Source organism: Amycolatopsis sp. NPDC050768 (genome assembly GCF_040654155.1).
Lineage (GTDB): Bacteria > Actinomycetota > Actinomycetes > Mycobacteriales > Pseudonocardiaceae > Amycolatopsis.
In genome coordinates this window covers 1-14,240 of record NZ_JBFAHL010000041.1, presented here as the reverse complement: position 1 = coordinate 14,240, position 14,240 = coordinate 1, and the positions used below count along the sequence as shown (strand labels likewise).

Genomic DNA, 14,240 nt, shown 5'->3' with positions numbered 1-14,240 from the left:
CCTTTCGCAGTCAGATCCGCAGCAGCGTGCACGCCCAGTGCATGCCGCTGCTCATGCTCACCAGGGCGACCACGTCACCAGGCACGAGTTCCCCGCCGGAGAGCAGCCGCTCCAGGCTGATCAGCTGGTCCGCGGGGCCGCAGTGGCCGTGCGCCATGGCCTGCTCGACGTTGGTCCGGTCGAGCGGGATGCCCAGTTCCTTGGCCAGCGCTTCGAACGCGCCGAGGTTGTCGTGCAGGTAGAGCGTGCGTTCGAGGGCATCGACCGGGACGCCGGCGCGTTCGCAGGCCCGGCCGACCACCTCGCGGGTGCGCGCGGTGAGCTGGTCGGCGAAGGCCAGCGCGGCTCGGCCGTCGCCGTCGAAGAACGTGTCCATGCGGTCGACCAGTGGCGCGATCCGCGGCGGCGCGCCGGAGAACGGCCGGGCCCCGCCGCCGGTCTCCATCCGCATGAACCCGGCGTTGCGACCGTCGCTGATCGTCTCGGTCACCAGCCACCGGCAGTCCGGGTGGTCCCGGCGCAGCACCGCCGCGGCGGCGCCGTCGGAGCCGAGCGAGGTGCCGGTCTCGACGCGGTCCCAGTAAGCCTCGACGATCCGGTTCGCGGCGACGACCAGCGCCGTGCGGTGGCCGGGGTGCGTGGCGAACCGGCCGGCCACGGTGTCGAAGGCGGTGACCCCGCCGCCGCACGCCTGCGCGAGCAGCAGGGCCTCCGCCCGGTCCGCGCCCAGCCGGTGCTGCAGCGCCGCCGCGGGGTCCCAGTACAGGTATTCGGCGATGTCGGTCATCGCCAGCACGACGAGGTCGAGCTCCGCCGCCGTCACCCCGGCCCGCCGGAGCGCGGCTTCGCCCGCCCGCACGGCCAGGTCGGTGAGACCCACGCCGTCGTCGGCACGGTGGAAACGCCGGTAGCCCCACGTCCGCAGTTTCGCCGGGTCGGCGCCGGCGAGCGTGCCGGGTTCGCACGGGGCGCCCAGCGCCTGGCCGAGCGCGACGATCCCCAGTTCCATGTGCGGTCCCTATCCGGTCGGAGGTCCCGGGCTCCGGCAGCGCGCCGGAGCCCGGTGTCCTGACGAGGTTCAGCTCATCGGCCGTTGACGTCGGCCGTGCCCACCGCGAACCGGCCGATCGCCCAGGCCATCGCGCGGCCGTTCTGGTCGAAGATGGTCTTGTTGACGTTGGCCAGGGTGTCGCACTCCTGGTGATAGCAGGGGTCGAGCATCTGACCCTCGGTGCCGCCGAACAGCTTCACCTGCTCCGCGGTCTTGATCGCGTCGGATCCGGCGTTCACGCCGCCGGCTGCGATACCCGCGTTGACGAACGCGCTGTGGTCGGAGCGGCCGTCGAGCACCAGGTCGGTCGTGGGCAGCTTGCGGTCCGCGAAGAACCCGTTGACCAGCTGCGAAATCTGCGCGGAACCGGCGGGCGCGGGCCCCGTCTCGGTCTGTCCGTTGTAGACCTGCCTGAGGTAGTTCGGTGACCCGATCATCTCGAGGTTCAGGTACAGCGCGGTCTGCTCGCGCTGCTCGGCGGTCAGCTGGTCGACGTAGAACTGGGAACCGGCGAGCCCCTTCTCTTCGGCCGCCCACCAGGCGAACCTGACCCGGTTGCGCACCTCACCCGCGTGCGGGGCCAGCCGCAGGGCGGTCTCGAGGAGCATCGCCGCCGCGGCACCGTTGTCGTTGATCCCCGGGGCGGTGTCGACGCTGTCGAGGTGGGCGCCCATCACGATCGTGTTGTCCGCGCGGCCGGTGGGCGTGTCCGCGATGAGGTTGTACGTGGTCGTGGTGATCGCGCCGCCCCGCAGGTCCAGATTCAGTGTCACCGCGCCGGTGGCGAGGTCGGCCTGGAGCTGCTCGGCTTCACCACGGGGCAGCGTCGCGGTCGGGATCCGGGCGTCCTCGGGCGGCACCATGCGATAGCGCAGGTTGAGGTCCGGGTTGGGCGACCCGGCGTTCATCAGCATCGCCGAGGCCCCCACCTCCGCGAGCACGAGCTGCTTCTGCGTGATGAAGCAGTCGCCGACGTTCACCAGGACGACCTTGCCCTTGACCTCGGTGCCGGCGTAGTCGTCGGCTGTGCAGCCGGTGTCCTTCCCGGACGGCACGGCGAGTGGCGCGGTCAGCCCGGTGTCCGGTGTGGACACCGAGAACCTGGCGATCTGCGGGTGCAGGGTCAGGGCCTGCGGCGCGGTTTCCGCCACCGTCTCGGCGTCGATCCGGTAGTCGGGGAAGGTGAACGGCTGGCGCTTCACGACGTAGCCGGCCTGCTGCAGCTTCTTGGTCAGGTAGTTCGCCGCGGCCTCATACCCCGGCGACCCGGAGACCCGGTGCCCGCCGTTGGCCGCGGTGAGGTCGGCCAGCGCGGCCAGGTGCGTCCACGCCTTCGCGCCGGTCACCTCGGCGGCCATACGGTCGGCGAGTGAACGTCCGCCGGCGCCCGCGGAGCCCGCGGCGGCCAGGGATGCCAGTACGGTCGCGGCCGTCAGCACGGCCAGGGTTTTGCGCCGCGCCGTGCTGCGGCTCCTTGTCTTCTTCACGCGTTCTCGACTCCTTCGTCGTTTTCTCCGGCTGTCGGAATGCGGCCGAGGGCCGCACGGAAGGCGTCGGCGAGCCGGCGGACCGAGTCCTCGGCCAGCAGGTCGCCGCTGTGGCGCCAGGTCACGCGGAGCCGGTCACCGGCCACGCTCGGGTAGATCTCCAGCCCGCACGCCCGGGGCATGTCGTATGGGCGGTCGCGGCCGACGAGATCGGTCCGCACATCACCGAGCGGTCCCGCCGGGTCGTCGCGGCCGGTGGTGAGGAACGCCGGCGCGCCCCAGAACGAGAAGAGCACGGCGGGCGCCGGGATCGCGCCCAGCCGGTCGCGGACCGCGGCGTCGGGGTGCAGGCGCCGGGCGGCTTCGAAGTCGAACCCGCCCCGGGGCACCGAACGCAGCTCCGCAGCGACCGCCTTCGTGTGGGCCTCCGCCGTGCGCCGTCCGGGAAGGCTCAGCGCGAAGGGGTGACTCGCGGTGAAGCACCCGACGGTCCGGCCGAGGTCGAGCTCGCCCGAGAGGTCCTCCCGGCCGTGCCCGACCAGCTGGATCGCGACCTCGCCCCCGCGGACGCCCAGCCACTGCTGCAGCGCCGCGCCGAGCACCGCCAGCAGCTGCTCGTACCTCGTGCACCCCGGCGCGGCGCCCGGCAACGGGTACTCGGCCGTCAGCTCGCGGGTGGTGGCTTCGCCGCCGAAATCCCCGGCGGGCAGCAGCCGGTGCTGCGTGCTCCACGACCGGTCCAGCCAGTAACCGGCGTCCAGCCGGTTCGGCTCGGCGCGGACCGCGGCCGCCAGCCGCCGGGTCCAGGTCGCGAAGTCCGGGCCGGGCGGCGGCAGCGCGGTGCCGTCGAGCAGCGCGGCCAGTTCCTCGGTGACGATGTTCCAGGAGTACAGGTCCACGACGGCGTGGTGGACGACCAGCACCAGGTCGTCCGGACCGCCGCCGCGCCGGAACACGCCGGCCCGGCAGACCGGCCCTTCGGCCAGGTTCAGGGTTTCGTGCAGGCCGGTCGCCGCGTCGTGCACCGCCGCCGCCCACCCGGCTTCCCGGACGTCGCGCAGGTCGAACTCCGTCACCGGCGGGGGTTCCTGGGCCACGACCTGCATCCAGGAGCCGCCCGCGGGACGCAACCGCGTGCGTAGCGCGGAATGGCGGCGGGCGAGTTCGTGAAAGGCGCCGTTCAGTGCGGCCGTTGCAACGGGCCGCCGGAGGGTGTAGCGGACGCCGTGATTCCAGTGGTCCGGGCGCGGGACGCCGCGGGTGAGGAACTCGAGCTGGGCAGGCGCGGCGTGGGTATCGGTGTCGGTGTCGGTGTCGTCCACAACGGCCGGATGTCCGGGTGCGCGCGTGGCGGCGGCTTCCTCGATGGCCCGTGCGATGGCTTCGATGGTCCTCAGCTTGAGGATGTGCTTGGGCCGCAGGGCAAGCCCCACCGCCGAGGCGGCGGACGCCAATGTGATCGCGACCATCGAGTCCCCGCCTGCTTCGAGGAAGTCGTCAAGGACGCCGATCCGTCCCGCGCCGATCCGCTGCTCCCACAGCGTGGCTAGCTGTTGTTCGGCAGGGGTGCGGGGCGCGACGTACCGCGGGCGTCGCGCATCCGGCCGGCCAGACCGCTCGGCCGCCCCGGCCGGTGACCGGCCGATGGCCCCGACCGGGAAGCCTGCCTCCTCGGTCACCACCCGCCCGAGCAGCCCGAGGTAGGCGTCGAGCCATTCCCGTGCGGTTCGGGGCAGGAAACAGCCGGTGTCGTACTGCAAACGGCCGCGCAGTTCGGTGCCGTATTCGAGCAGGGCAAGCCCCATGGGGAACGCCTGGCCGCCCTGGCCGAGGTCGAGCAGCTCGACCGCCGGGCCGTCGATGCCCAGCCGCATCAGCGGTTCCACGCCGGCCGAGAACCCGAAGATCGTGGCGGCCAGGGGGTCGGCCGAGCCGGGGCGCGCGATCCGCCGCAGCCGGTCGGTGGGCAGGCCCTGGTGCTCGACGGCCTTCAGCGACGCCGTCCGGACCGCGTCGACCAAGGCCGCGAACGGCTCGCCGGGCTGCACCCGCACCCGCACGACCAGCGTGGTCGCGTAGTTGCCGACCACCGGTTCGTCCACGGGACGACGGCCGGCAGACGGCACCGCGACGCAGACGTCCTCTTGGCCGGTGAGCCGCCACAGCAGGGCCGCCCAGGCGGCGAGCAGCACCATGTTCGGCGTCCACCGAAGCCTGCCGGACAGCTCGCGCAGTCCGGCGGCCAAGTCCCGGTCAATGGGAAAGGTGAGCTCGTCGTGCCCGTCGCCGGAGGCGGATTCGTCGGCGGGCAGCGGAACGTAGCGGCTGCCGTCGAGGTACTCCGTCCAGAACCGGATGAGCCCCGCCCCGGCCGGTCCATCCACAGTGGACTTCTGATCGGCCACGTGGTCGAAGTAGTGCCGGGCCGGGCCGTCCGCGAGCGGGATCCCGGCGCCGAGGTCGGCGAACAGCAGCCGCCATGACCAGCCGTCGACGAAGAGGTGGTGGAACGTGAGCAGCAGCACGGTCCTGGTCCGGTCCGCGAACCGGGCCCGCACCAGCTGGTACCGGCCCGCCGCGGCGTAGGGCGACAACGGCGCGGCGACGAGGGCCCGCAGCTCGCCCAGCAAGGCTTGTCGGGCTGAGGGCTCGGGCTCGGCGAACGCGGTCAGGTCGAGGTCGACGACCTCCGGGCGGATCGTCTCGGGCGCCGCGACAACCTGCCGGGGAGTGCCGTCCGGGTCGTCCTCGAGGTGGGTCCGCAGCATCGGGTGGCGGGCCGCGAGCGCGGTGAGCAGGAAGCTGAGGACGGGCAGACCGGGATCGCCGTCCAGCAGGAGCGCCGCCGGCAGGTGGTAGGTGGGCGCCTCGGGCTCCAGCCGGCAGCCGGCCCAGATCGCGAGCTGCTCGCCCGACAACGGGCTTCGCTCAGGGGTGGAGGGCCGCGCCGGGGCGGGTGCGACATCCCCCGCCTCTTCGGCGACCGCCTCGGCGACCGAGGCGAGATCACTGTGGTCGAACAGGTCCAGGACCTCGACGTCGGTGCCGAACCGCTCGTTGATCCGGGCGACCAGCTGCGTGCCGTTGAGGGAATTCCCGCCGACGGCGAAGAAGTCGTCGTCGAGGGCCAGACCGGGTTCCTTCAGCACTTCCCGGGCGAACGCGAGCACGACCTCGGCCACAGAACCCGCGGCCTCCGGCCCGGGCCGCTCTTCTGCGGGCAGGGGCGTCACGGACGGCGCGAGCACAGGCCAGCAGTGCTCTTCCGCGAGCGGAGCCATCGGCAGCCGGAACCGCCGGCGCGGACGGCGCCCGCGCAGCGCGCGCCAGTCGAGGTCGTGACCGGCCAGGTACAGCGCGCGCAGCGCCTCGAGAAGCCCGGCGGCCACCGGCGGTACGGGCAGCACCCCGGTCAGCGCGCTTCCGGGCGACAGGTCGAGCACGCACGGCTCCCCGGGCCCGGCGAGCGCCCGTTCGAGCGCCGCCCGGTCCGGGGGCGCCGGCACGGCCACGTCCGCCGTCAGCGCGTCGGCGAGGTCTAGCTCGCCCCGGCGCACCCGGGCGGCGACCGCGCCGAGCCCGTGCGCCAGCACCACGGCGGGTCGCACGCCCGCGTCGGCCAGCACGCGGTGCGCGCCGAGCAACCAGACCAGCCCGCGCTGGGCCGCGCTCCACTCGGACTGCGGGACGTCGGCCGCGGCTTGGGCGACGACCTCGGCGAACCCGGCGAACGCCGCCGCCGCGTCCCGTACGAGGCCGGGCGGGACGTCCACGGGGCTGCCCGTGGCCAGCACGACCGGCCGCGGTGACTCGGTGTGGTGCACCGGCCAAGGCGCCGCGAGCTGGTCCACGAGGTCCTTGGCGTCCGACGTCACCCAGGCCTGGCGGTACGCGAAGTGTTCCCGCCCGGCGCCGAGGACCTCGGCGGCCGCGGCGGGGTCGAAGCCTGCCACGTCCTGTGCGATCAAGGCCCGGAGGGCGCCCGCCACCTGCCGCAGCCCGTCCGAGGTGCGGGCGGAGAGCACGATCAAGTGCCCGGCGGCGCCCTCGGCCTGCCGGGTCTCCGGCGCGGGCCCCTCCTCGACGATCATGTGCGCGTTCGTGCCGCTGAGACCGAAGCTGCTGATTCCCGCACACCGGGGCGCGTCGCCCGCCGGCCACGGTTCGCGCCGCGCGGCGATCCGGATCGGCGGATCGGGCACCGGCAGGAGCGGGTTCGGCGCCTCGAAGTGCGCGGTCGGGAAGATCTCGCCCGCGCGGAACTGGGCGAGGACCCGGACCAGGCCCGCGAAGCCCGCCATGCAGCCGAGGTGCCCGAACGTGCCCTTCACCGAGGACACGACCGGGGAGGTCCCGGCGAACGCGGCAGCGAGGCCCTCGATCTCGATCGGGTCGCCGATTTTGGTCCCGGTCCCGTGCGCCTCGACGTAGCCGATCTCCGACGGCGTCCGTGCCGCGTCGCGCAGCGCGGCGGTGATGACCGCGGCCTGCGCCGCGGGGCTCGGCACCGTCAGCCCGGTGCTGCGGCGCGCGTCCTGGTTCACCGCGCTCCCCCGGAGCACGGCGTGCACTGTGTCGCCGTCGGCGCGCGCCGCGGCGAGCGGTTTCAGGACCACGAACCCGCCGCCCTCGCCGTAGGTCGTCCCGTCGGCTGCGCGGTCGAACGGACGGCAGTGGTCCGTCGCGGACAGGACGCCCAGCCCGTCGGCACCGCCACCGCGGCGCGGCGGGTCACCCAGGACCAGTTCGTAGCCGCCGACGAGCGCGACGTCGCTTTCCCGCCGGGCGAGCTTGCAGCGGGCCTCGTGCAGCGCGACGAGGAACGACGAACACGACGTGTCGACCACCAGCGCCGGACCGCGCAGGTCGAGGTGGTAGGCGATGCGGCCCGCCGCGTAGGCGTGCAGGCTGCCGGTGGCGGCCGCCCCGGCGGCCCCCACCTCTGGCGGAAGCAGGTCCGCGAGGCTGGCATGCGGCCCGCCGTAGCCGCCGACGAGCACGGCGGTGTTCGTGCCGGCGAGCTCGCCCGGCGCGTAGCCGGCATCGCCGAGCGCGGCCACGGCCAACTGGAGCATCCGCCGCTGACGTGGGTCGATGAGCTCCGCCTCGGCACGCGAGACGCCGAAGTAGCGGTGGTCGAACCCTGTGACGCCGTCGATCCAGCCGCCTTCCCGGTCGGCCTCCGACGTGGTGATGCCGGTGCGCTCGACGCGCTCCGCCGGCATCGGCCCCATCGTGTCGCGGCCTTCGGCGAGCACCGCGATCAAGGAGTCCCAGCCGGCGCACCGCGGGAACTCGAAGGCGACGCCGATCACCGCCACCGCTGCACTGTCTGTCATTCCGTCCCCCCATCGTTGATCGCTCGGCGATTTCGGCGCGGGCCCGACGCGCTGATGGACCGCACGTCCGGCAGCGCGAGGATCACCAGGTGCACCGCCACGACCAGTACCGCCAGCGTGACGAGCGGCGCGGCGACGCCAGTCAGCTCGGCGACCGGGGCCGCGACGGCGAGCCCGAGCGGCCTCGCCGAGAACGAGAGCAGCGCGTCGTATGAGTCCGCCCTGGCCAGTGCCGTGGGCGGAAAATGCCGTTGCATGGTGGTCTGCCAGACCGTGTTCAACGTGCCGATGCCGAGCATCCCGACGCCGTACGCGACGGCCAGGCCCCACGGCTCGACCGGCACCGCGAACGCGACCAGCGGCAGCGCGAACAGAGCCCCGCACACCGACGTCGCGACCAGGGGCCTGCCGAACCGGAGCCGGGGCGCGGCCAGCGCTCCGGCCACCAGCCCTGCCATCCCCGCCTGGTAGACGACCACCCAAGTGACCTCACCGCCCAGGGAACGCACGGCGATCAGCGGGCCGAGCGTCATCAGCGCACCCGCCGCCAGGTTCGCGACCGCGTGGCCCAGCAGGTTGGTCCAGAACCACGGGCGGGTCCGGACCTCGTACCAACCGTCGGCCAGTTCCCGGAAGAACGACGTCGATGGCGCGGCGGGGTTTCGCGGCGGCGTCCGGACACCGCGGAGCGTGGCCGCGGCCACCCCGAACAGCACCCCGGTCACCACGAACGACCAGCCCGCGCCGACGGTGACCACCAGGACGCCGGCGATCCCGGGCCCGGCCACCAGCGCGATCCCGCGGGCGACACCGAGGTGGCCGTTCGCGGCCAGCCGAGCGTCACCGGGCACGACCGCGGACACCAGTGGCGACATCGTCGGCGTGCCGAAGGCGATCCCGACACCGGTGATCGCCGAAAGCACGATGAGGTCGGTGATCCGGACGAACCCCAGCAGCAGCTCGGCCCCGATGCCCAGCTGCGCGAGGCCGCGCAGCAGGTCGGCCGCGAAGGCCACACGCTGAGCCGGGAGTCGGTCGGCCAGTACGCCGCCGACGGGCAGCAGAGCCAGTTGCGGCACCAGTTCCGCGGCCAGCACCAGCCCCAGGTCGCCGGCGCTCCCGGTGGCGTTGATGACCGCCAGGGTCAACGCCGTCGGGACGAGCGCGGTCGCCAGGAACGACACACTCCGGCCGGCGAGCAGCCGGCGGAACCCGGGCAGCCGGAAAACCGGCACAGCGAGCTCGGTCATTTCGTCACCGGAGCCGCGAACGGTGCGGCGAGCCGGTCGAGCAGTTGCGGCGGCGCCGAGAGGAAGTCGTAGTGACCGCCCTCGACGACGGTGATGTCGACGTGCCCGGAGTAGTCGTTCCAGCCGCGCAGCTGCTCCTGGGTCACCTCCGGATCCCGCGACCAGTGCAGCACCGTGATCGGGAAGGGCACGGCGACCGGCGCCGGCCGCCGGTAGATCCGGTTCGTCGCGAGGTCTTCGCGCAGGATCGCCAGGCCGAGCTCGACCAGCGGCGGATGCACCTCGCCGCCGCGGCTGAGCGTCAGGAGTTCGATCTCCCGGCGAAGCTCGTCGTCGGTCAGGTCGAGGAAGCGGTCGTGCGGGCAGTGGTGCGGCGCGACCTGCGCCGAGGCGAACAGCGTTGTCGGCACCGGGAGGCCGCGCTCGGCCAGCAGCACCGCCGTCTCGAAGGCGGGCAGGGCACCGGCGCAGTGCCCGAAGAACGCGAACGGCCGGTCGAGGTGCGGCAGCAGAGCCTCCGCGAGTGCCCCGGCCAGGTCCGCGTAGGTGCCGTAATGCCCTTCGCGGATCCGGTTCTCCCGGCCCGGCAACTGGATGGGGCACACCTCGACGTCGCCGATCGAGCGGGGCCAGCCGTTGAACATCGACGCGCCCACCCCGGAGTAGGGGAAGCAGAACAGGCGCGCGGTGGACGTGGCTGCGGGGACGCGCAGAAGCCAGCGGCCCGGCGATCCGGCCGCGGTGACGGCGTTCGAACTCACGACGGTCGTGTCCTCCGTTGGGGAAAGGGTCCGGCGGTTCACCGGGTGCGGACGGGAAGGCTGGTGAGCCCCGCGATGAACACCGAAGCCAGGTGGCGGGGCGGTCCGGTCACCTCGACCGTGGTGCAGCGCCGGAAGAGCTCCTCGAACAGCACCCGCAGCGTGAGCCGCGCCAGCGTGGCGCCGAGGCAGTAGTGCGGGCCGTGGCCGAACGCGATGTGTCGGTTCTCCACGCGGGCGACGTCGAAGCGGTACGGGTCGGGAAACACGGTCTCGTCGCGGTTGGCCGAGCCGATCCAGACCGCGACCGCCTCGCCCGCTTCGACCCGGCCCCCGCTGAGCTCGGTGTCCGCCACGGCATACCGGAGGAAGCTGCTGGCCGCCGAAGTCCAGCGGAGACCCTCCTCGACGAGCCGCGGGAGCAGCTGCGGCTCGTCGAGCACGCGGCGCAGCTGCTCCGGGTGCTCCGCCAGGGCGAGCAGGGTGCCCGAAACGGTGTGCGGCGTGGTGGCGTTGGCCCCGAGCAGAATGCTGTAGCAGTTGAAGACGACCTCCTCGTCGGTGAGGGGGACGGCGCCCGCGGTCATGCTCAGGAGGTGGCCGATCAGGTCCTCCCCCGGCTCGTCCTGGTCACGACGGAACTTGACCTGCGCGCCGAAGTACTCGAACAACTGGTGGTGGGCGATGGCCAGGGTCGCCGCGCCGCTGCGCACCCGGAACTCCGGCTCGTCCGGCGCGGCCGCCATCGCGGTCCAGCGCACGAGCTCGCCCCAGTCGGCTTCCGGGATGCCCAGCAAGGCCCCGGCCACCGTCATCGGCAGGTCGTACGCGCGTTCGGCGACGTCCCATTCCCCGCCGTCGAGCCCGGGGGCCAGGAACCGCAGCACGGCGTGGCGGATGCGATCCTCCCAGGCGGCCAGTGTGCCGGCCGAAAGCCGCGCGTTGAGCGGCCGGCGCAGCTCAACGTGCCGGGGCGGGTCGGTGGAGACGAGCATCCGCCCGGCGGACGTGTCGTCGACCCCGAGCTGCGTCAGCACGCTGCCCCGCTCGGAGGTGAAGGCGCGGTGGCCGCCGAGTACCCGGCAAGCGTCGTGATAGCGGGTCACCGAAAGGAAGGACCGGCCGTCCGGCAGCACCTGGCGGCGCAGCGGGGCGCGCTCGCGCATCGCCGCCCACACCGGGTGCGGATCGCCCGCGGCGAAGTACGCCGGGTCGAACAGGTCCACTTCGGTCAGTTCGGAGTCGGTGACGGACCCGGTTCCGGTGCTGATTCTCATGCCGCGGTGAGCGCTTTCCCGATGGTGCCCGCGAGGCCGGCCGGCGTCGGATCGAGATAGAAGTCCACGGGCGAGATCTCCACGCCGAAGCGGCCGGCCAGCTCGCCGATGATCCGCACGCCGGCCAGCGAGTGCCCGCCGAGCTCGAAGAAGTCGTCGTCGGCGCCGATACCGGCGACGCCGAGGTGATCGGTCCACAATGTCGCGACCGCCTGCTCCAGCTCGCTGCCGGGCGCGCGGTACGGGACACTGAGCTCGGGGCGGTCCGGCGACGCCTCATTCGCCAGTGCGACGCGGTCGACCTTGCCGTTCGCCGTCAGCGGCAGCTCGTTGGCGAGCCGGACGCGGGCGGGCCGGGCGTATTCGGGCAGGACGTCCGCGAGCCGGCGCCGAAGGTCCAATGTGGACAGCCGCGCACCCGGTGCGGGGACGACCCAGGCCACGAGGCGCTTCCCGGCGGGGGCGGTCCCGGCGACGACTACCGCGCCGGCGACCCCCGGTAGGTCCGCGACGGCGGCTTCGACCTCGCCCGGTTCGATCCGGAAGCCGCGGATCTTCACCTGCTGGTCGGCCCGGCCGTGGTACTCGAAGACGCCGTCCGGGCGCCGCAGCGCCAGGTCGCCAGTGCGGTACATCCGCCGGCCCGGAATGCCGGTCACGGTGTCAGGCAGGAACCGTTCGGCGGTCAGCGCGGGCTTTCCCCAGTACCCGTGCGCGAGCCCCGCGCCCGTGGCGTACAGCTCGCCAATCGTCCCATCCGGCACCGGCTCGAGGTCTTCGCCCAGCACGTGCGCGCCGGAGCCACGGATCGGGGTGCCGACCGGCACCGGGCCGTCCACCGGCCCGCTCACGCGGTGGCAGCAGGTGAAGGTGGTGTTTTCGGTGGGACCGTATCCGTTGACGACGGTCGTTCCCGGCAACGCGGCCGCCGCCCGCCGCACGTGGGCGGGCGACAGGACGTCGCCGCCCGCGACGAGGTACCGCAACCCGCGCAGGTCGTCCAGGCCGTCGTCGACGGCCTGGTGGAACAGGCCCGCGGTCAGCCACAGCACCGTGACCCCGTGCCGCCGGGCGAACTTCGTCAACTCCTTTGCCGAAAGGTCGCCCGGCGGGGCGAGCACGAGCCGGGCCCCGTTGAGCAGCGAGCCCCAGATCTCCAGCGTCGAGGCGTCGAACGCGACCGGCGCGTACTGCAGGAAGCTGTCGCCTGCGCCGATCGTCAGGAAGTCGGAGTCCACGACCAGGCGACAGACGGCCCGGTGCGGTACACACACCCCTTTGGGTTCTCCGGTCGAGCCCGACGTGTAGGCGACGTAGGCAATGTCTTCGGCGCGCAGACCGGCCGCGGTGAAACCCTTGCCGGGGTAGTCGAGGTCCGAGCGCACCGGCCGCATTCTGTCCGGGAGGACCACGGCGCGGTCGTCCGGGACGAGAACGATGTCCACACCCGCGTCGCGGAGCAGAATCTCCCGGTGGTGCAACGGATAGCGGTAGTCCAGCGCGAGATATCCGGCGCCCGCCTTGAGAATGGCGAGCAGGCCGACGACCGTCGCGATCCCGCGGCTCGCTTCGACGCCCACCACGTCACCCGGCCGCACCCCCGCGTCGCGCAGCACCCCGGCCAGTCGATCGGAGCGGCCGTCGAGCCCGGCATAGGTGAGCTCACCCCCGTCGCCGCAGATCGCCACCCGGCCGGGCGAGCGCCCGACGATCTCGGCGAATCTGCCGACTACGGTGGTAAAACGGTCAGGAAAAGACACTCTCCACCCCCAGCACCCCGCAGGGCACGACCGCGAACCGAGAATACACACCCATGAGTTCAGCCAGCCCAGGAAGTATTTCCCCAGACGCCAGGAAAGCCCCGGCGCGCACAGCCCCAGCAAATTCCGCGCCGTATTAAATCCCCGGGCAACTTCGTGGGCCACACTACCGGAAAAAACCTCACCAAGACTGCTCCGACCGTGTGACAGCCGCGCCGCGCGAGCGACAGCGGCCTCGGTTCAGGGCCTACGCATCGACCAAAAAGGTGTACCGCCAAGGCCGGATCTGTCACTTCCCGCCGATAGATGGGCGCGCGCCTCATGACCGCCACCTCGCGCGTGGCACCGAAAACACCGATAACGGTGCGCATTTTTACCGAATCCTCAGCAAGCGCTTTCTTATCGGGGACGATTCCGCCTTACACAAAGATCACCTCCGAGGAGGGTGCCGGTGTTTGGTGGGCGGAAGCGGCAGGAAGAGCTCGACTGCAGACGCAGCTTGCAACCCTGCGGGCCGAGGTGGTCCAGACCGATGATGCCTGGCCGATGCAGGAGGTGGGGGTCTACCAGTACCGGCACGTGCTCTCCGACGCCGAGGCCTACAAGGCCGAGCTCGAACGGCTGAAGGCCGCCATGAAAGACATGACCCTGGCGAAGTCCGCCGTCGACGCATCGAGCAGCTTCCACTACAACTACTCGCTGACCCAGGGCCGCAAACCGACTACTTCCGACCCGGCCGCACCGTCGACGACCTGTTCAGCGAGTGCCTGGAGGTGGTCGTCGAGGGCGCCACGGCGAAGGTTGGCCCTCCGTCCTGACCGATGTCTTCCATGTGGAGCGTGGCTTCTTCGGTGTGGCGCACGAGGAAGTGGGACATCCGGAGTTCTGCGGAGCGCTGTTTGAACCACCGCCAAGGGCCGGTCGGCAACACCATCACGGTGTGGCCCACCGGCCCTTTTTCGTTTTCCCGGAATCGCTACGCCCCAGGCGATCACGCACCATGACAACCAGGACGAACCCGCGACAGTTGAATACGCGATCTCACCAGTCGGCGACCCCTTCACCCAGGAGCCGACCCGCCCGGAGTTGAAGCGGTTCTTCTTACTCGACGGCGAGGACCGGCGGCGGCTGATCGGCAAGCGCCGTGGTGATCACACACGGCTGGGGTTCGCTCTCCAGGTCTGCACTGTCCGCTACGTCGGCCTGCCCGGGTCTTCGCCGGTGGTGTCCTGCTCGAGCTTGGTGACCTGGTAGAAGGTGATGGCCCAGCCGGTTCCGGTCTGTTTCAGCAGGGTGCTGAGGTAGACGTTGATTG

At 72.3% G+C, this 14,240-nt stretch carries 8 protein-coding genes; 1 reads left to right on the top strand and 7 read right to left on the bottom strand.

Annotated elements, in window-relative coordinates:
- Nucleotides 1–10: 10 nt before the first annotated feature.
- From AB0H62_RS50625 to AB0H62_RS50595, 7 genes are all read right to left on the bottom strand, one after another.
- A complete protein-coding gene (locus AB0H62_RS50625) occupies nt 11–1,009 on the bottom strand; it encodes a 3-oxoacyl-[acyl-carrier-protein] synthase III C-terminal domain-containing protein (RefSeq protein WP_360592951.1) in 999 nt (332 codons plus the stop codon).
- 74 nt (nt 1,010–1,083) lie between these two features.
- Nucleotides 1,084–2,538 (bottom strand): M28 family peptidase, encoded by a 1,455-nt coding sequence (locus AB0H62_RS50620; RefSeq protein WP_360592950.1) that lies wholly within the window; start codon nt 2,536–2,538, stop codon nt 1,084–1,086.
- Entirely contained in the window at nt 2,535–7,877 is a 5,343-nt protein-coding gene (locus tag AB0H62_RS50615) for a condensation domain-containing protein (RefSeq protein ID WP_360592949.1), read from the bottom strand. The genes AB0H62_RS50620 and AB0H62_RS50615 overlap by 4 nt, the downstream gene beginning before the upstream one ends.
- Nucleotides 7,874–9,127 (bottom strand): MFS transporter, encoded by a 1,254-nt coding sequence (locus AB0H62_RS50610; protein ID WP_360592948.1) that lies wholly within the window; start codon nt 9,125–9,127, stop codon nt 7,874–7,876. Before AB0H62_RS50610 ends, AB0H62_RS50615 begins: the two co-directional genes overlap by 4 nt.
- Complete coding sequence (locus tag AB0H62_RS50605; RefSeq protein WP_255638231.1) at nt 9,124–9,888, bottom strand: thioesterase domain-containing protein; 765 nt, start codon at nt 9,886–9,888, stop codon at nt 9,124–9,126. The genes AB0H62_RS50610 and AB0H62_RS50605 overlap by 4 nt, the downstream gene beginning before the upstream one ends.
- A gap of 38 nt (nt 9,889–9,926) precedes the next feature.
- Nucleotides 9,927–11,165: a cytochrome P450 gene (locus AB0H62_RS50600; RefSeq protein ID WP_360592947.1), complete on the bottom strand. Its 1,239-nt coding sequence runs from the start codon at nt 11,163–11,165 to the stop codon at nt 9,927–9,929.
- Entirely contained in the window at nt 11,162–12,925 is a 1,764-nt protein-coding gene (locus tag AB0H62_RS50595) for a non-ribosomal peptide synthetase (protein ID WP_360592946.1), read from the bottom strand. Before AB0H62_RS50595 ends, AB0H62_RS50600 begins: the two co-directional genes overlap by 4 nt.
- Nucleotides 12,926–13,897: 972 nt before the next feature.
- Here AB0H62_RS50595 and AB0H62_RS50590 point away from each other — a divergent pair.
- Complete coding sequence (locus AB0H62_RS50590; RefSeq protein ID WP_360592961.1) at nt 13,898–14,179, top strand: DUF4158 domain-containing protein; 282 nt, start codon at nt 13,898–13,900, stop codon at nt 14,177–14,179.
- Nucleotides 14,180–14,240 lie beyond the last annotated feature (61 nt).